Annotated in this window: 15 protein-coding genes; 12 read left to right on the top strand and 3 right to left on the bottom strand. The window is 44.8% G+C overall.

Annotation, left to right across the window (positions count from 1 at the left end):
- Nucleotides 1-894: 894 nt before the first annotated feature.
- The gene (locus CVD23_RS13880) at nt 895-1,662 is read left to right on the top strand and encodes a 3-hydroxyacyl-CoA dehydrogenase (RefSeq protein WP_101575252.1); all 768 of its coding nucleotides are present in this window, start codon (nt 895-897) and stop codon (nt 1,660-1,662) included.
- Nucleotides 1,663-1,757: 95 nt separating this feature from the next.
- The gene (locus tag CVD23_RS13885) at nt 1,758-2,237 is read left to right on the top strand and encodes a DinB family protein (RefSeq protein WP_101666352.1); all 480 of its coding nucleotides are present in this window, start codon (nt 1,758-1,760) and stop codon (nt 2,235-2,237) included.
- Between the two features lie 38 nt (nt 2,238-2,275).
- On the opposite strand, the gene CVD23_RS22555 is transcribed toward CVD23_RS13885, so the two are convergent.
- Complete coding sequence (locus CVD23_RS22555; RefSeq protein ID WP_245917230.1) at nt 2,276-2,386, bottom strand: hypothetical protein; 111 nt, start codon at nt 2,384-2,386, stop codon at nt 2,276-2,278.
- Between the two features lie 345 nt (nt 2,387-2,731).
- On the opposite strand from CVD23_RS22555, the gene fdhF reads away from it, so the two are divergent.
- From fdhF to CVD23_RS13910, 5 genes are all read left to right on the top strand, one after another.
- A complete protein-coding gene (gene fdhF, locus CVD23_RS13890) occupies nt 2,732-5,689 on the top strand; it encodes a formate dehydrogenase subunit alpha (RefSeq protein ID WP_101666353.1) in 2,958 nt (985 codons plus the stop codon).
- Entirely contained in the window at nt 5,682-6,224 is a 543-nt protein-coding gene (locus CVD23_RS13895) for a DUF1641 domain-containing protein (protein WP_101666354.1), read from the top strand. The genes fdhF and CVD23_RS13895 overlap by 8 nt, the downstream gene beginning before the upstream one ends.
- Nucleotides 6,225-6,293: 69 nt before the next feature.
- Nucleotides 6,294-7,556, top strand: a complete 1,263-nt coding sequence (locus CVD23_RS13900) for an L-lactate MFS transporter (RefSeq protein ID WP_101666355.1) — start codon at nt 6,294-6,296, stop codon at nt 7,554-7,556.
- A gap of 459 nt (nt 7,557-8,015) precedes the next feature.
- On the top strand, nt 8,016-8,462 hold the full coding sequence (locus CVD23_RS13905) for a hypothetical protein (protein WP_101575257.1): 447 nt from the start codon (nt 8,016-8,018) through the stop codon (nt 8,460-8,462).
- Nucleotides 8,450-8,737 carry a YxcD family protein gene (locus CVD23_RS13910; protein WP_101575258.1) on the top strand — a complete coding sequence of 96 codons (288 nt, stop codon included), beginning with the start codon at nt 8,450-8,452 and terminating at the stop codon, nt 8,735-8,737. Before CVD23_RS13905 ends, CVD23_RS13910 begins: the two co-directional genes overlap by 13 nt.
- 180 nt (nt 8,738-8,917) lie before the next feature.
- On the opposite strand, the gene CVD23_RS13915 is transcribed toward CVD23_RS13910, so the two are convergent.
- Nucleotides 8,918-9,172 (bottom strand): hypothetical protein, encoded by a 255-nt coding sequence (locus CVD23_RS13915; RefSeq protein ID WP_101575259.1) that lies wholly within the window; start codon nt 9,170-9,172, stop codon nt 8,918-8,920.
- 406 nt (nt 9,173-9,578) lie between these two features.
- Between CVD23_RS13915 and CVD23_RS13920 the strand changes: the two genes are divergently transcribed.
- The 3 genes from CVD23_RS13920 to CVD23_RS13930 are packed head-to-tail and all read left to right on the top strand — an operon-like array spanning nt 9,579 to nt 13,495.
- Entirely contained in the window at nt 9,579-10,724 is a 1,146-nt protein-coding gene (locus CVD23_RS13920) for an acyl-CoA dehydrogenase family protein (RefSeq protein WP_101666356.1), read from the top strand.
- A gap of 34 nt (nt 10,725-10,758) precedes the next feature.
- Nucleotides 10,759-11,910: a thiolase family protein gene (locus CVD23_RS13925; protein WP_101666357.1), complete on the top strand. Its 1,152-nt coding sequence runs from the start codon at nt 10,759-10,761 to the stop codon at nt 11,908-11,910.
- A 16-nt stretch (nt 11,911-11,926) separates the two neighbouring features.
- Nucleotides 11,927-13,495 (top strand): fatty acid--CoA ligase, encoded by a 1,569-nt coding sequence (locus tag CVD23_RS13930; protein WP_101666358.1) that lies wholly within the window; start codon nt 11,927-11,929, stop codon nt 13,493-13,495.
- A gap of 235 nt (nt 13,496-13,730) precedes the next feature.
- Here CVD23_RS13930 and CVD23_RS13935 read toward each other — a convergent pair whose 3' ends face one another.
- Nucleotides 13,731-14,102 carry a DUF948 domain-containing protein gene (locus CVD23_RS13935; RefSeq protein WP_101666359.1) on the bottom strand — a complete coding sequence of 124 codons (372 nt, stop codon included), beginning with the start codon at nt 14,100-14,102 and terminating at the stop codon, nt 13,731-13,733.
- A gap of 202 nt (nt 14,103-14,304) precedes the next feature.
- Here CVD23_RS13935 and CVD23_RS13940 point away from each other — a divergent pair, with 202 nt between their 5' ends.
- Nucleotides 14,305-16,047, top strand: coding sequence for an ABC transporter ATP-binding protein (locus CVD23_RS13940; RefSeq protein WP_101666360.1), 1,743 nt, complete (start codon nt 14,305-14,307; stop codon nt 16,045-16,047).
- Nucleotides 16,028-17,857, top strand: coding sequence for an ABC transporter ATP-binding protein (locus CVD23_RS13945; RefSeq protein WP_101666361.1), 1,830 nt, complete (start codon nt 16,028-16,030; stop codon nt 17,855-17,857). Before CVD23_RS13940 ends, CVD23_RS13945 begins: the two co-directional genes overlap by 20 nt.
- Nucleotides 17,858-18,108: the final 251 nt, after the last annotated feature.

The raw sequence follows: 18,108 nt of genomic DNA on the forward strand, positions 1-18,108 counted from the left end.
ATGAGACCCGTGTTCAGACAGGCTATTGCTTTATTGTCCATGCCCAATCCGAATGAGACCCGTGTTCAGACAGGCTATTGCTTTATTGTCCATGCTCAGTCCGAACGAGAACCGTGTTCAGACAGGCTTACGCTTATTTGTCCATGCCCAGTCCGAACGAAACCCGTGTTCAGACAGGCTATTGCTTTATTGTCCTCGCCAAGTCCGAATGAGCCCCGTGTTCAGACAGGCTTTTGCTTTTTTGGCCGTGCTCAGTCCGAACGAGCCCCGTGTTCAGACAGGCTATTGCTTTTTTGTCCATGCCCAGTCCGAACGAGACCCGTGTTCAGACAGGCTTTTGCTTTATTGTCCATGCCCAGTCCGAACGAGACCCGTGTTCAGACAGGCTATTGCTTTATTGTCCATGCTCAGTCCGAACGAGACCCGTGTTCAGATAGGCTTACACTTATTTGTCTATGCCAAGTCCGAACGAGACCCGCGTTCAGACAGGCTTACGCTTTTTTGGCCGTGCTCTGTCCGAATGAGACCCGCGTTCAGACAGGCTTTTGCTTTTTTGTCCATGCTCAGTCCGAATGAGACCCGTGTTCAGACAGGCTATTGCTTTTTTGTCCATGCCCAGTCCGAATGAGACCCGTGTTCAGACAGGCTTTTGCTTTTTTGGCCGTGCTCAGTCCGAACGAAACCTGTGTGTTTAGACAGGCTTTCACTTTTTAATTCTTGCCCAGTCGGAATCAACCCGCAAACCCTGACCGAGTGACACATCAAGCAAAAAAAATAATTGAGAATTATGATAACTTTTGCAAAAATTATCTGAATAATTGAAAATATAGGAGTAATGATATCACCGGGGAAATTCTTAGCTAAAAAGAAAGTATTGATGAGGAGTGGAACGGGATGGAGATCAAGGAAACGATTGCGGTTGTATCGGGCGGCGCATCAGGACTGGGGGAAGCCACTGTTCGAAACATCGTTCAAAAAGGAGGTAAGGCTTTAATACTTGATCTTTCTGAAGAACGGGGGAAGCGCCTTGAGTCGGAGTTGGGAAAGCGGGTCCTTTTTGTCAAAACCGATGTCACGAATGAACAGAACATTGCTTCTGCCTTGCAGCAAGGCATTTCTGTCTTTGGATCTATAAACACCGTCATTAATTGTGCAGGGATCGCAACCGGCGAAAAAATACTTGGCCGACAAGGAGTCCATCGGCTCGATACATTTTCGCGGGTAATCTCAATCAATCTGGTGGGAAGCTTCAACGTTATCAGGCTTGCGGCCGAAAAAATGGTCAATAATGAACAAAACAAAGCGGGTGAAAGAGGAGTAATCATCAATACTGCTTCAGTAGCCGCCTTCGAAGGGCAAATTGGCCAGGCGGCGTACAGTGCCTCAAAAGGCGGAATTGTCGCGATGACCTTACCGATTGCCAGAGAGCTGGCCGCCTTTGGAATTCGCGTTATGGCGATTGCTCCTGGCTTATTTCATACACCTATGTTCGATACTCTTCCAGAGCAAGCACGGTTATCACTTGGTAAAATAGTGCCGTTTCCTTCCAGGCTTGGCGAGCCGCATGAATACGCCATGCTGGTCGAAAGCATTCTGGAAAATCCAATGCTGAACGGAGAAACGATTCGCCTTGACGGCGGCATCCGTATGCAGCCCAAATAAAAGGCGATGTAACCAAGGGATAGTGCTTTTAAAAGAGGATTTGCGTTGTTCTGAAAAGCGGTTAGAAAGCAAATTAAAGAAGGAGTGATCAGATTATGCTTACATTGTTTCGCTATAACTGGCAAGTGAGGGATGAGTGGTTTGACTGGTGCGAGCAGTTGCCGCAAGAAGAATACATAAAGCAGCGCACAGGGGGAGCTGGCAGTTTTCATGAGACGCTCCTTCACATTATTGATGTAGAATATAGCTGGATTCGAGCGCTCGAGGCGAAATCGGATATCGAGATTGATTTTAAGTGTTTTGAATCACTTCAAAGAGTAAGAGAGCTATCGGAACGCTATCATCCTGAGATTTTCGCATTTTTACAAAAGTGGACGAGTGACATGGAGAACTTGCGATGTTCTGCACCATGGCTGGACGACAAGTTTACACGCGGAGAGGTTTTGCGCCATATTATCGCCCATGAAATCCACCATGTCGGCCAGCTGTCTGTTTGGGCAAGAGATCTGGATTTGCGACCGGTTTCAGCTAATCTGATTGGCAGAGGCCTGATGGAAAAACCTGTGAACGATTGATACCGAAAGCAGCCGGACTCCGGCTGCTTTTGCTGTAACTATCTTGGGGAAGGTGAAGATCCTTTTGTTTTGCGGCTATTTATGATTTTCTTAACAATTGGATAAATGACAGGCGCCCATTTAATGGCGGTTTTAATTAATCTTTTCATGAAGGTCTACCTCCTAGTTTATTATTACTTATATTCCCGCGTTTCGACCGGAACAAACATAGAAGAATTCGGCAGAAAACGGCACTACAAAAGTGCTAGCATTCTTCAGAATGGCTGAATCGCCAATCCAGCGCTAGCCAACACCTCGAATCTTCAGAGTTTCCTCTTCTTGTATCTATTTCATTTGAAACCAACCGTCTTTTATTACTGTCCGAACTATTTTTAAAGTTATCAGCATCTTCACCATGTCTGATTTTATTAGGTTTGATCATAAAAACGTTAGGGTAGTGGAAATCTGAGTAACTCTTTTTTTGAAAGATTAGTAGAGAGAAAGGATGAGGCAATGTGTCAGACACCATTAATGTGAAAATCAACGGTGCAGACGTAACAACAAAAGCAGAGCAGACCGTTCTGCAATTCCTGTCCGACAGCTCTATTGAGATTCCCAGTGTTTGTTATCATCCGAGTCTCGGACCGATTGAAACGTGCGATACATGCATTGTTGAAGTAAATGGTGAATTAGTTAGGTCCTGTTCCACTGTAATGAGCGATGGCGATGTGATTGATACCGTTTCCCCGGAGGTGCGCGAAGCACAGGTGATCGGTATGGACAGGATTTTAGTCAACCATGAGCTTTATTGTACAGTCTGTGATTATAACAACGGGGGATGTGAAGTACATAACACCGTTAAAGAAATGAAAATCAACCACCAGAGCATACCTTTTGATCAAAAGCCATACCAGGTCGACCAATCCCATCCATTTTACCGATATGATCCAGATCAATGTATCTTGTGCGGACGCTGTGTTGAAGCCTGTCAGGATGTTCAGGTTACTGAAACGTTGACAATTGATTGGGAGCGAAAGCGTCCCCGTGTCATTTGGGACAATGATGTGCCAATTAATGAATCATCCTGTGTGTCATGCGGGCATTGTTCAACGGTTTGCCCATGCAATGCGATGATGGAAAAAGGTATGGTTGGTGAAGCCGGGTATATGACAGGCCTTGATAAGGATACGTTGCGCCCGATGATCGAAATCACGAAGAATATTGAAACTGGTTACGGCTCGATCCTCGCGGTTTCCGACATGGAAGCGGCGATGCGGGAAGAACGGATTAAGAAAACGAAAACTGTTTGCACGTATTGCGGGGTGGGCTGCAGCTTTGACGTTTGGACAAAGGGGAGGAAAATTCTCAAGGTTGAACCGCAGGTAGAAGCACCAGCGAACGGAATCTCCACCTGTGTTAAAGGGAAATTTGGGTGGGATTACGTTAACAGTGAAGAAAGGCTTACAAAGCCGCTGATCAGGGAGGGTGATTCTTTTCGCGAAGCAGAGTGGGAGGAAGCTTTAAGCTTAATCGCCCGTAAATTCACGGAAATGAAGGAACAAGACGGCCCTGACGCGCTGGGCTTTATCAGTTCATCCAAATGTACAAATGAAGAGTCCTACTTAATGCAGAAGCTTGCAAGGGGAGTTATTGGGACCAATAATATTGATAACTGTTCAAGATATTGCCAAACGCCGGCAACGATGGGGTTGTTCCGAACAGTCGGCTATGGGGGTGACTCTGGCTCAATTAAGGATATTGAAATGTCTGAGCTTGTACTAATTATCGGTTCGAATACGTCGGAATCCCATCCCGTTTTATCAACAAGAGTAAAAAGCTCCCATAAGTTAAAGGGACAAAAGCTGATCGTTGCAGATTTACGCAAGCATGAAATGGCTGATCGTGCTGACTTATTTGTCCATCCAGGCGCCGGTACTGATATTGTTTGGCTGTCAGCTGTTACAAAGTATATTATCGACCAGGGCTGGGCTGATGAAGATTTTATAAGATTGAAAGTCAATGGTATGGAAGAGTATAGGAAGAACCTTGAAGTTTATACTCTGGAATACGCAGAAGACATTACGGGAATCTCAAAAGAAAACTTGATTGAGATAGCCGAGATGATCCATAACGCGAATAGTGTATGCGCGCTTTGGGCGATGGGTGTTACCCAGCATCTTGGCGGAAGTGATACAAGTACGGCTATTTCAAACTTGTTGTTAGTGACTGGCAACTACGGCCGTCCCGGTACCGGTTCATACCCGCTGCGCGGACATAACAATGTTCAGGGCGCAAGCGATTTTGGCAGTATGCCGGACCGTTTCCCATCATATGAAAAAGTAACCGATAAAGAGGTTCGTGAAAAATATGAGCGAGGATGGGGCGTAAAGTTGCCAGCACACCCTGGCCTCAACAACCATGAAATGGTCGCCGGCATCCATGCAGGCACACTTAAAGCGTTATATGTGAAGGGGGAAGAGATGGGCATTGTTGATTCGAACATCAATTATGTTCATGAAGCTTATCAAAAGCTCGATTTCTTTGTAGTCCAGGATATTTTCTTATCGCGCACTGCCGAGTTTGCCGATGTCGTTCTTCCGGCAAGCCCCAGCCTTGAAAAGGACGGGACTTTTACAAATACTGAACGGCGGATCCAGCGGCTGTACCAGGTTTTTGACCCACTTGGAGATTCCAAACCGGACTGGCAAATCGTTATGGACATTGCCAATTCACTAGGGGCTGGCTGGAAATATGAACATCCAAGCGAAATCATGGCCGAAGCAGCCCAGCTTGCACCGCTATTTGCCGGTGTCAGCTACGAACGTCTTCAAGGTTATAATAGCTTGCAATGGCCGGTTGCTGAAGACGGAACGGATACGCCGGTCCTATTTCTTGATGGATTTCCGTTCCCTGATGGGAAAGCACAGCTTTTTTCGGTCAATTGGTCGAAGCCGCTTGATTTTGGTGAAGAGTATGACTTGCATGTCAATAATGGCCGATTGCTTGAACATTTTCATGAAGGCAATATGACATATAAATCAGCGGGAATTTCGGAAAAAACACCGCGCGTGTTTTTGGAGATTTCTCCTGAATTAGCTGCGGAAAGAGGCTTGAAGGATGGCACGCTCGTCCGCCTGTCGTCGCCATATGGAAATGTAAAAGTACAATGCCATATTACCGACAGGGTTAGGGGAAAAGAAGTTTACCTTCCTATGAATGATGCAGGCGAAGCAGCTATCAACCTATTAACGAGCAGCTACGGGGATAAGGATACAGATACTCCTGCGTACAAAGAAGTACAAGCCAAGCTTGAAATATTAAAAGAAGAGGGTATTAATCCGCTGCCAAAAATCAATCACAGGTATGGAAATCCGCAGCCGCAAATCGGTGTCCAAGTTCAAAAGAAATGGGCCCGCAGCGATTATATTTTCCCGGGCGAACTTGTGAAAAAGGAGCGGAAGCAGCATGGCTAAAGCGATCAAAAAAATCCATCGCATTGAAGTAAATGAACAAGAGAAGCGTAAGAAGGATCTTCGTGAGGTTGAAGATGCGCTGATCGACAACAAGGAGGCGATCCTTCAGTCGCTTCAAGTCCTACACCACATGCATGAAAGGGGGATTCTTTCTGTCTTAAACGGCCTTTTAGGGCAGGGAGACAGGGTCCTGAATATTCTTGTAAAAGCAGCCGACAAGCCTGAAAACACCAATGCCATCAAAAACCTGCTGTTAATGGTCGGAACTCTCGGGATGATTAACGTCCAACAGCTGGAGCCGTTTTTATTAAAAGTTGATGCCGGGATCGCCAGAGTAGCGAAACATGCAAACACAGAAGAAAAAACAAGTTATTTTGACCTTGTTGGAGCATTGAAGGACCCGGAAATCAACCGGGCTGTTACACTATTGCTTAACTTTCTGAAGGGTATGGGCCAGGATACGGAGGAGCTCGAGCGCAATACTGACGGTGCTTCGCCAGCCCAGCAGCAAAAATATGGAGAAACCCTTGAGTGATATGCGGATTTAGGGATAGCTATTTGGCGTCTGCCCTCTGATTTTTTTAAAAAGGAGATGGAAGGAACAATGGCGAAAACGAAAAACCGCTGGCTTATCGCCGCAGCGGCGGTCGGCATTCACATTTCAATCGGTTCGGTGTACTCCTGGAGCGTCTTCACAAATCCACTTCGTGATCAGCATGGCTGGGGATTGAGCGAGATTTCATTGACATTCAGTATTGCTATTTTGTTCCTCGGCCTGTCTGCGGCCTTTATGGGTCATTTTGTCGAAAGGCATGGCCCGCGTAAATCAGGAATGATTTCGTCAATTTGCTTTGGGGTGGGTTTAATTGGTGCCGGATTTGCAGAAAGCATTGAATCTCTTTATCTCTTATACTTTTTTTACGGGGTTCTCGGCGGAATTGGGCTTGGAATTGGTTATATTACCCCGGTATCTTCACTGGTAAAATGGTTTCCTGACCGTCGCGGCCTTGCAACTGGACTTGCCATTATGGGTTTCGGGTTTGCCTCGTTAATCGCCAGTCCGATTATTGCGGACCTGATTACGAATATCGGGATTGCCAACACCTTTTATGTTCTTGGGGCCGTATATTTTGTCGTGATGATTTCCTCGTCCCTGTACCTCGCTCCACCGCCACCAGGATGGCTGCCTGAGGGAATGGCGGAAGAGGAAACGAACGAACAAAGAGAGGGAGACCTTTCCCAACTGACAGCCAACGAAGCCGTAAAAACAGTTCGTTTTTGGGCGCTTTGGGCGATGCTGTTTATCAATGTTACATGCGGGATTGCGATAATCTCTGTCGCCTCGCCGATGGCACAGGACATTGCCGGTTTAAGTGCGGCTGGCGCGGCGACAATGGTTGGAATTATGGGCTTGTTTAACGGATTCGGCCGAATCGGCTGGGCGTCCATTTCAGACTATATCGGCCGTCCAAATGTTTATACAGCCTTTTTTGCGATTCAAACAGTGGCGTTCCTGCTGCTTCCGACGACGACAAACGCCCTATTGTTCCAACTGCTGATTTTTCTCATCCTGACCTGTTATGGCGGTGGCTTTGCTTCGATTCCTGCTTATATCGGCGACTTATTTGGAACAAAGCAGCTCGGCGCGATTCATGGCTATATCCTGACCGCCTGGGCGGCAGCTGGACTCGTCGGGCCGATCCTCGTCTCCTGGATCCGGGAAACGACCAACAGCTACACACTAACTCTCTATATTTTTGTGGCCGCTTTTATCGCAGCTCTCGCAATTTCACTGCTGATTCGGGTCAATATTAAAAAAGTTAGGGAGAGAAAGGGGCAGAGCCAGGGGAAATTGGTGAGCCAGTAGATGATAGGATAATGGAGCCTGGGTTTGTGTGATCCAGGTTTTTTTGATGACAACTTTTTGACCATGTATGAGTGGAATTTGATTCACGAGCGGACCCACACATAATGGCAGAATATATAGAATACTTTGTCATGCCCCGAACTCTTCAATCGTGTGAAGGCGCATCCCAGTGATAAGGGGGAGATGAATTTCGGTTACGCGTATGCCTAAAGGCTTTTCTTTTGGCTCTTTTAAGCACATGTAGTATAATTAATCTTAGTTGTGCACTTTTGCAAGTGTTGATGGACATTGATCATTCACTATTTGGGCGGGCTTTAAACAAAGTGGTCATTCTGTCGATGTGCTTGAGAGCATAAAACTATCGGTAATCAAATATTAATTAAGCAAAAAAATGAAACATTTTTTGCTTTGCATCGTAAATAGATTCATACTCAGTATAATAATGGAGGAATTCATAATATGAAAAAAATATTAGCTGCTTTACTTTCGATAGCAATTATCTTCGCGCCTGTCGGAAACTCTGTGTTCCAAGATCATTCCACAACTGTGGAAGCGAAATCGTATAAATCAGGCAAAAGAAGCTTTAACAATAATTCGAACACGACAAACAACAATTCATTTTTCCAAAATAAAAAGTCGGACACTTCGACAACAAAAAAATCTGCGGCCACTACCAATACTAAAGGTGGATTTATGTCAGGCGGACTAATGAAAGGGCTTATGTTAGGCGGACTGGCCGGATTATTGTTTGGCAGCCTATTTGCCAACATGGGAATGCTAGGTTCTATCCTTGGTTTAATGATTAATGTTCTGGCAATTGTCGTTCTTATTTCTGTCATTCGTAGAATTTTCGCCTTCTTTACGAATAAAAAGAGATCACAGGAAACAAATCAGTGGAGAAGTTAATCCTTTCAGAGCAAGAGATTATAAATGCTATTTGCGTTTATGTCTCCCGCAAAAAACAAGTAAAGCCTGAAGAAGTTGAAGTAGAACTTATGTATGATGATGATTATGGGTTTTCTGCGGAAGCATTTGTTGACGGCCGGAAACAAGTACTCGTTGCTGCAAACTTAATTGAGGCTCTCCGATTATGGCTTGATGAATTTTTGAACCGCGATCCTTATGCCGGCATCAAGCTGGTGCTTGATGATGAAGAAGGAATTATTGCACAGATCGCATAAAAACAGACTTGTCCATATGAATAAATAAAAATTTTATCTTTGAACAAAACTTGAGGATGATTAATAAGGCTTTAGGAAAGAGCTGGTTTGAGGACTAGCTCTTTTTTTCATCAAAAAACCTCTAACGAATGAATCATTAGAGGTTTATGCGGGTGCACTATATATATAAAGAACGCTCATTTAGAATTCAATGTGTGCAAAATCCTCATAATCAACATCGTGAGGAATTTCATTTTCAACCATAAGATCACGAAGTGCAGTCATGGTAACAGATACGTCCATATCTAAAAACTCTTCACCATCTGCATCAAGTTTAACATAGGGGACATTTCGAACAACATATTCGGTCTGATCGATACGCCAAATGATGTCCTTTTTTAACATAGTTGGTTCACTTCTCACCTTGAGAACGACCTCCTTGTCTATAGTAATCATTTGCTTTCACCCCTTCTACGTGTAATTTTTAACTCTTATACGGAATTTTATACCCTATTTCATATATATTCAATCTTTATCAATTATTAATCGCTGATTATTTCAGCATCCCGTGGGATGGACCACAAGACCACGACAAGAGTGAAAAAACAACGTCTTATATAAAGGAGATTTGGTAAAGTGTGACGAAGAAGGATATACGCATTGTTTTGTAAACGCAACAGCGATAATTGATCCAGAATAAACTGTCAGTTAAAATAGCAACCTGAATTCCCGCAAATATATCCCCAAATTAGTACTGTAGATCATTCATACAAACGGATACAGAAGACTATTTATGTATCAGACTATGATAAAAATAACGCCAAAAAGAAAACGCTTACAAACAAAATGAAGGAGGTCAACCATGCCCCATCTGTATTTAACCGGAGACCATGAGATTTTTCGCAGGTCATTAAGAAAATTTTTAGAAAAAGAAGCCTATCCGAATTATCAAAAGTGGGAAGAGGACAGGATGATTCCGCGCGAGTTTTGGAGGAAGATGGGGGAGCAGGGCTTTTTGTGTCCTGATCTCGATGAAAAATACGGAGGCAGCGGTGTTGATTGGGGTTTTTCGGCCGTCATTAATGAAGAGCTGGAGCGGGTCGGGTCCGGACTTGTCGGGATTGGGCTGCACAGTGATATTGTAGTCCCTTATCTCAATACATATGGGACCGAAGAACAGAAGCAACGCTGGCTTCCGTGCTGTGCGCGTGGCGAGTTGATAACGGCAATTGCCATGACGGAGCCCGGCACAGGTTCCGATCTCGCCAATATTCAAACAACGGCTAGAAGTGACGGGGACGACTATATCTTAAACGGCCAAAAAACATTTATTACGAATGGGATTCATGGCGATTTAATCCTGGTTGCCTGTAAAACGGACCCGAAGGCGGTTCCGAAACATAAAGGAGTCAGTTTAATCGTTGTTGAAAGGGACTCTCCTGGATTTACAAGAGGCAGAAAGCTGGACAAAATTGGGTTGCACTGCCAGGATACTGCCGAATTAATTTTCGAGGATTGCCGTGTTCCAAAAAACAATCTGATTGGTGAAGAAGGAAATGGTTTTCTTTACTTAATGGAAAAGCTTCAACAGGAGCGGCTGATCGTTGCGATTGCAGCGCAGACGGCGGCAGAAGTGATGCTGAAACTGACAATCGATTATGTAAAAAGCCGCCAAGCTTTTGGGAAACCGATTAGCGCATTACAAAACACGCAATTTAAAATTGCCGAGATGGCAACAGAAATCGAAATGGGTCGAGTCTTCCTTGATCAGTTAATCGCGGAACACATAGGGGGTCAGGATATCGTCACGAAAGTTTCGATGGCGAAATGGAAATTGACGGACTCGGCCAAAAAAATTGCCGCCGAATGCATGCAGCTCCACGGCGGTTATGGCTATATGGAAGAATACGAGATTGCAAGACGTTACCGGGATATCCCGGTCGCAAGCATTTATGCTGGTACGAATGAGATCATGAAGACGATCATTGCCAAGAACCTTGGCCTCTGAAAGTTATAACATTAACCCAGAAAGGACAGATATCATGCGAGAAGCAGTCATAGTAGAGTGTGTACGAACACCTGTCGGGAGAAGAAATGGCGCATTAAAGGATATCCGGCCCGATGATTTGGCCGCGTTAACATTGAAAGAGCTCGTCAATAGAGCGGGGATTGCTCCGGCTCTCATTGAAGACGTGATCTTAGGATGTGTGACCCAATCCGGGGAACAAGCCGGCGATATTGCAAGGGTTGCTTCATTAATTGCCGGTTTCCCGATTGAAGTTCCTGGTACAACGATCGACCGCCAGTGCGGATCGAGCCAGCAGGCGGTCCATTTTGCTGCCCAGGCGATTTTGGCTGGTGATATGGATGTGGTCATTGCAGGAGGAGTCGAGAGCATGTCCCGGGTTCCGATTGGCACGAACTATCAAGGAGCTCCTTTTAGTGAAAAACTAAAGAGCCAGCATGAAATCATTCATCAAGGCCTATCTGCTGAGAGAATCGCGGAAAAGTACGGTTTTACGAGGGAGGAACTAGATCAATTCTCGCTGGAAAGCCACCAAAAAGCGTTAAAAGCACAGGCGGAGGGTCATTTTCAAAAAGAAACGTTCCCGATTGAAGTGATTTTACCTGATGGAAGCACTTCCATCTTTAGGGAAGATTCAGGACCAAGAAAAGAAACATCTTTGTCTGCACTGGCAGGACTGAAGCCAGCATTTACGGAAAATGGTGTCATTCACGCTGGTAATTCCAGTCAAATCAGTGATGGGGCTGCTGCACTGCTAATTATGTCCCGGGAAAAAGCAGAGGAGCTCGGTTTGAAACCGCGTTTTCGGATTCATACCCGCGTTGTTGTTGGATCAGATCCAACTCTTATGCTGACAGGCCCGATCCCGGCAACCGAAAAAGTACTGCAAAAAGCGGGACTAACGCTTGATGATATTGATGTGTTTGAGGTGAATGAAGCATTTGCGCCAGTTCCGATGGCATGGCTGAAAGAGACAGGCGCCGATCCACAAAAGCTTAATCCCAATGGCGGGGCGATCGCCCTGGGCCATCCGCTTGGCGGCAGCGGAGCGCGTCTTATGGTAACGATGCTGCACGAGCTCGAACGGACAGGCGGACGCTACGGCTTACAAACAATGTGTGAAGGACACGGAATGGCAAACGCGACGATTATTGAACGGCTTAACTAATTTTGGAGGGATGAATATGTCAACAACGGTTGGGAAAATCTTTGATTTGACGGTAAAAAAATATCCTCATAAAGAAGCCATCTATGATGTTCGAAAAAATCTCCGCTATACGTACCAGCAATGGAGCAAGAAAGTGAACCAGCTTGCAAACGCTCTTTTAAATGAAGGTGTGAAAAAAGGCGATCGCGTTTCAACTTTTCTGTTTAATACAGAAGAACTGGCAACTGCTTTTTTTGCCTGCGCTAAAATTGGTGCCATCTTCAATCCGATTAACTTTCGGCTAACAGCAGAAGAGGTGGATTATATTATGAGAGACGCCGAGCCGACGGTCGTTTTGTTTGAACAAGCGTTAGCAGACGTTGTGGCCGCGATTGAAGAACGTTTTTCAACGGTTTCCTTCTGGTTTATTGATGAAGAAACGCCCGATTATGCTGCAAGCTATCATGAAAAAGTGAGTTCCGCTGCAGACACAGACGTTGATAGCAAAGTTCATGAAGATGATTTATATGCGATTATGTACACAAGTGGAACGACCGGCAGGCCTAAGGGTGTACTGCACCGCCACCGCGATATGGTTGAACAAAGCCTGATTGTAATCGGCTCGACAAAATTGGAGAAACAGGATAATGGGCTGGTAACGGCGCCAATGTTCCATTGTGCTGAGCTTCATTGCGCATTCCTGCCCCGTGTTCATGTGGGTGCCAGAAACATCATTCTTCATCATTTCGAGCCAAACAAAGTGCTGCAATTAATAGACCAGGAAAAAGTGACGAAGTTTTTTGCGGCTCCAACGATGTGGAATATGCTTCTCCAGGAAGATTTAAGCCAATATGATATAACGAGCTTAACACTCGGTTTATATGGAGCAGCGCCAATGGCTCCCGCACTCGTCCATGCCTGCCATGACCAACTCAGGATCAAGCTCGTCCAGGCATATGGAATGACCGAGATGGGCCCGGCGATTACCTTTCTGTCGGCAGAGGATCAGCTCATGAAAGCTGGTTCTGCCGGCCAGGCCTGCCTGAATCATGATATCCGGATAGTCAGGCCTAATGAAACCGGGCCTTCTAATCCTGATGACGTTGTTCCAGCAGGCGAAACAGGTGAAATCATTGTCCAGGGACCGTGTATGATGAGCGGATATTTTCGCCGTGATGAAGCATCCGAAAAAGCGATCTATAAAGGATGGTACCATTCAGGAGATATCGGCTATCTTGATGAAGATGGCTATCTGTGGGTAAAAGACAGGGTTGACGATATGATCATCAGTGGCGGCGAAAATATTTATCCGCGCGAGGTAGAGGACCTTTTATACGAGCACGCAGGGATTCTTGATGTGGCCGTTGTCGGGCAGCCGGATGACCGCTGGGGCGAAACCGTTACAGCTTTCGTCGTCAAAAAAGATGCGCTAATCACGGAGACTGAGCTTGATGAATGGTGCAAGAGAAGTAAAAAGCTCGCCAATTACAAGCGACCCCGCAAGTATGTATTCTGTGAAGCACTGCCACGGAATGCGAGCGGGAAAATCCAGAAATTTACGTTGAGAAAGCAGCTTGAAGAGCTTTTCAGCAACGGAAAGTCATAAACTCCGTCCGTATAAGATAGTAATATCTGATATATCCGCGAAAATGGTTGGTATATCCGCGAAAATTTGCATATATCCGCGAAAATGGTTGGTATATCCGCGAAAATTTTGATATATCCGCGAAAATGGTTGGTATATCCGCGAAAATTTGCATATATCCGCGAAAATGTGGTATATCCGAAAATGCTGGTATATCCGCGAAAATGTTGGAGCAAGCGAGGGGAGCCCCTCGCTTTTAATATTGTGACTTAAACGATCTTTTCCGAATCTCCCATTTTAAAAGCTGTTCGCGGTCTTTCCGCTGAAGATGGGCAATCGGCTTTATTTTAACCAATTTTTTAAAGGACTGTGTTGTTTCTTTAACGGCTTTAATGGCAGAATTGACAGCTGCCTTTTTCTGCTGAATATCGGCGATAAGTTGCTGCTGGTTTGCTGTGAGTTCATCTTTTTCTGTTCTTATGTTTTCCGTTTGTTGCTGAACGCGCGTCGCTGATTGCGAAAGATTGTTGATCGCCGGTTTTGCTTCTTTTAACGTTGTGAAGGCAGAGTACCCTAAATAGATGAGCGAGCCGACAACTAAAGCGATGCTTAAGTAGACAATGATCATTTAGAAACCTCTCCTTTCTTTATTAGCATCAACCGTTTTTTTATTTTTACCCTGAAATGAACGAAACTAACAATTAAAATCACCTTGTTGTTAAATTGTTTAAAAATTCCGCGAAAAAAGCTATTATGAACAATATAGATTTTATCTTTAGGTTTCCGAAAGATTTGCATAGCACAGTGGACAATCGTTTGGAGGGTAACACATGTTTAAGATGTGGGCTTTTTTAAAACCATACCGGATTCCGGTAGCTATCGCTTTGCTTTTAATGCTGACAGAGCTTGCGGTTGAACTTGTACAGCCGCTGCTAATCGCAAAAATCATCGATGAGGGCATTTTGCGCGAAAATCTCCCGGTTGTGATGTTTTGGGGAGCTGTGATGGTCGCGTTTTCGATCATTGCTTTTGCAGCGGGTGTGACGAACTCATTCTATGCTTCCCATGTCAGCCAAAGCTTTGGATACGATGTGAGAGAAAGCTTATTCAACAAGGTACAATCGTTTTCGTTTGCCAACTTTAACAGGTTTCCTGCCGCTTCGCTTGTTACGAGAATGACAAATGATGTCACGCAAATCCAAAACACGGTTTTCATGAGCTTACGGATCGCGCTTCGAGCCCCATTGCTTGTCATTGGGGGCGTCATGATGGCCTTTGCAGTAAATGTGAAACTTGCCCTTATTTTAGCAACAGCACTGCCAATTTTATTTGTGTTTCTTTTATGGCTAATGAAAAAAGGCAGATCCTTGTTTAAATCTGTGCAGTCAAAGCTCGATGGTGTTAATAATGTGATGCGTGAAAATTTGGTCGGGATGCGGCTTATTAAAGCTTTTTTGAGAAGGGGGCATGAAGGGAACCGATTTAAGAAGGCGAATCAGGACTTGATGGAATGGACGGTTTCTGCTTTGAGGATGATGGAAATGGCAATCCCGATCCTTCTTTTTGTGATGAATTTAAGTATCATCGCGGTTCTTTGGTTTGGTACGGTTGATGTCAGTACAGGTAAGATGCAAGTCGGTGAGGTGGTAGCCATTGTAAATTATGCAACGAGGATCACTGGAGCTTTTTCGATGTTTTCCTGGATTATGATGGCATTTTCGAGGGCGCAGGCTTCCGCGGAGCGAATGTCCGAAGTGCTCGAAACCGAAATCGATCTATATGATTCTGAACACCTTGACCCTTCCATAATAGTCGAGGAAGGGAAGCTAAAGTTTGACCATGTGTCGTTTCAGTATCCGGAGAGCTGCATTCCTATATTGGACGATGTTTCGTTTAGAGTCAAAAAGGGCGAGACGGTCGCCATTCTTGGTGCGACAGGAGCAGGCAAATCGTCTTTGTTCCAGTTAATCCCTCGGCTTTATGATGTCACGAGCGGGGCGATTTATATTGATGATCACGATATTACAATGATGAAGCTTGATCATTTGCGCAGGAAGATTGGCTTTGTTCCGCAGGAAGCGCTGCTATTTACTGGTACGGTGAAGGACAATATTGCCTGGGGAAAAGAAGATGCGACGATCAAGGAAATCATTGAAGCAGCGAAAAGTGCGCAAATTCATGAAACAATCAATAAACTGCCGAAAAAATATGACACAATTGTTGGCCAAAAGGGGGTAAACCTGTCAGGGGGACAAAAACAGCGGATCGCGATTGCCCGGGCCCTGGTGAGGAAGCCGCGGATTTTGCTGCTTGATGATAGTACTAGTGCATTGGATCTTGTAACAGAAGCAAAGCTGCTTGAGGCGATAAAGAAGTATCCTTGTACAACCCTTATTATTACGCAAAAAATTAGTACGGCGATGGAAGCCGACTACATCATCCTTTTAGAGGAGGGCAAACTGCTTGAAAAAGGAAGCCATGCTTCATTATTAAAGCATTCATCTCTTTACCGGAGCATTTTTCAATCCCAGTATGGAGAGGAGACGTTGCAGCATGTTCAAGGAGTTAACTAAACCTTTCCAATACAAACGTGTTCCGGTTCTGGCTCGGGAAGAAATATCCAAAAAAAAGAAAGTAATAGCGAAAAATGGGTTTGCTACAGTTAAGAGGATTTGGCAGTATTTTGCCACGTATAAAAGGTTATTTATATTTGTGCTTTTCATGGTTGTGGCCAGCTCGGCTTTGGGACTGCTGGGACCTTTCTTGATCGGGATGACGATTGACGAATACGTAGTCTCAGGTGACAGCAGTAATTTAATATTGCGATTAATTGAATTAGCGGTTGTCTATCTTCTTTATTCTGCTTCGATTTGGTTTCAAAACTTCTGGATGATCGGAATTGCCCAAAATACAGTATTTACGATGCGCACCCAGTTGTTTAGCCATCTTCATAAGCTGCCGATCCCCTTTTTCGATAAGCGCCAGCACGGAGAACTGATGAGCCGTGTCACCAATGATATTGAAAATGTCAGTACGACCTTAAACAGCTCGGTTATTCAAATTTTTTCGAGTGTACTGACGTTGACAGGCACGGTAACTGTAATGCTCTGGCTCAGCCCACTGCTGACACTTGTTACATTAATCATCGTACCGTTGATGATTATGGGCATGAAATGGATAACAAACCGAACCGGAAAGTTGTTTAAAGAGCAGCAGCATAATCTCGGCAATCTGAACGGATTTATTGAAGAAACGATTTCCGGGCAGCGAATTGTGAAAACTTTTTCGCAGGAAAAGAAGGCGATTTCCGAGTTCCGTACCAAGAATGCGAAGCTAAAAGAAGCGGGCTTTTGGGCGCAGACGTATTCAGGATTTATTCCAAAGCTGATGAACTTCTTAAATAATTTCAGCTTTGCTATTATTGCAGGTATTGGCGGGCTCCTCGCACTAAGGGGTATTGTCACAATCGGGGTAATAGTTATTTTTGCCGAATATGCCCGGCAATTTACCCGTCCGCTTAATGATTTGGCCAACCAGTTTAACACAATGCTGTCGGCAGTAGCCGGGGCAGAGCGTGTCTTTGCTATTTTAGACGAGAAAGAAGAGATGCAGGACGAACGTTTTGCAGCCGACCTGCCAGCTGTTAAAGGGGAAGTGGAGTTCCGGAACGTATCATTTTCTTATGAAAAGGAAGATACCACAGTAACAGATATTGATTTTTATGCTGCTCAGGGGCAAACAGTTGCCTTTGTTGGACCCACAGGTGCCGGCAAAACGACCTTGATAAACCTGCTCTCCCGCTTTTATGACCCGGACAGCGGCAAAATACTGATAGATGGCCACGATATTACTTCAATAAAACGGGAAAGCCTGCGGCGGCATATGGCTTTCGTTCTTCAAGATTCGTTTTTATTCGAGGGCACTATTAAGGAAAATATTCGCTATGGGAGACTCGATGCCAGCGACAGCGAAGTTGAAGAAGCAGCAAGAAAAGCAAATGCTCATTCTTTTATTATGATGCTTCCTAAACGGTATGATACAGTACTCACCCAAGATGGAGAAGGGATCAGCCAGGGCCAGAAACAGCTGCTGTCGATTGCGAGGGCGATTTTAGCCAACCCGTCACTTCTCTTATTGGATGAAGCGACAAGCAGTATTGATACGGTGACGGAAGTGAAAATTCAGGAAGCGCTGCAGAGGCTGATGGAGGGAAGAACAAGCTTCGTCATTGCCCATCGCCTCAACACAATTCAAAAAGCCGATCAAATCATTGTACTGGAAGAGGGCAGAATCACTGAAAAAGGCAGCCACCACGAACTCCTTAAACGACAAGGCTTTTATCACAACCTGTATTTTGGCCAGCTCCGGGATGGTGCAATGTAACAAGTTGCCGATATAGCGGCCGAAGTTGATGATAAATTCGAAAAGTTGGCGATAAAGCGGTTGAGGTTGATGATATATTTGACAAGTTAACGATAAAACGGCTGAGGTTGATGATATATGCGAAAAGTTGACGATAAAGCGGCCGAGGTTGATGATAAATTCGAAAAGTTGACGATAAACTGGCTGGAATATGGATTTCACCTCTTTGATAAATAAGGTAATATAAAAGTGCAAGATTTGGCTGGTTACAT

It is taken from the genome of Bacillus sp. V33-4, from assembly GCF_002860225.1.
GTDB lineage: Bacteria > Bacillota > Bacilli > Bacillales > Cytobacillaceae > Bacillus_BJ > Bacillus_BJ canaveralius.

Excerpts from the sequence above, each read along its gene's own strand:
- CVD23_RS13945 (WP_101666361.1), top strand. The coding sequence starts at position 16,028 with ATGTTCAAGGAGTTAACTAAACCTTTCCAATACAAACGTGTTCCGGTT.
- CVD23_RS13930 (WP_101666358.1), top strand. The coding sequence starts at position 11,927 with ATGTCAACAACGGTTGGGAAAATCTTTGATTTGACGGTAAAAAAATAT.
- CVD23_RS13895 (WP_101666354.1), top strand. The coding sequence starts at position 5,682 with ATGGCTAAAGCGATCAAAAAAATCCATCGCATTGAAGTAAATGAACAA.
- CVD23_RS13940 (WP_101666360.1), top strand. The coding sequence starts at position 14,305 with ATGTTTAAGATGTGGGCTTTTTTAAAACCATACCGGATTCCGGTAGCT.
- CVD23_RS22555 (WP_245917230.1), bottom strand. The coding sequence starts at position 2,386 with ATGAAAAGATTAATTAAAACCGCCATTAAATGGGCGCCTGTCATTTAT.
- CVD23_RS13880 (WP_101575252.1), top strand. The coding sequence starts at position 895 with ATGGAGATCAAGGAAACGATTGCGGTTGTATCGGGCGGCGCATCAGGA.
- CVD23_RS13905 (WP_101575257.1), top strand. The coding sequence starts at position 8,016 with ATGAAAAAAATATTAGCTGCTTTACTTTCGATAGCAATTATCTTCGCG.
- CVD23_RS13920 (WP_101666356.1), top strand. The coding sequence starts at position 9,579 with ATGCCCCATCTGTATTTAACCGGAGACCATGAGATTTTTCGCAGGTCA.
- CVD23_RS13935 (WP_101666359.1), bottom strand. The coding sequence starts at position 14,102 with ATGATCATTGTCTACTTAAGCATCGCTTTAGTTGTCGGCTCGCTCATC.
- CVD23_RS13925 (WP_101666357.1), top strand. The coding sequence starts at position 10,759 with ATGCGAGAAGCAGTCATAGTAGAGTGTGTACGAACACCTGTCGGGAGA.
- CVD23_RS13885 (WP_101666352.1), top strand. The coding sequence starts at position 1,758 with ATGCTTACATTGTTTCGCTATAACTGGCAAGTGAGGGATGAGTGGTTT.
- CVD23_RS13915 (WP_101575259.1), bottom strand. The coding sequence starts at position 9,172 with ATGATTACTATAGACAAGGAGGTCGTTCTCAAGGTGAGAAGTGAACCA.
- CVD23_RS13900 (WP_101666355.1), top strand. The coding sequence starts at position 6,294 with ATGGCGAAAACGAAAAACCGCTGGCTTATCGCCGCAGCGGCGGTCGGC.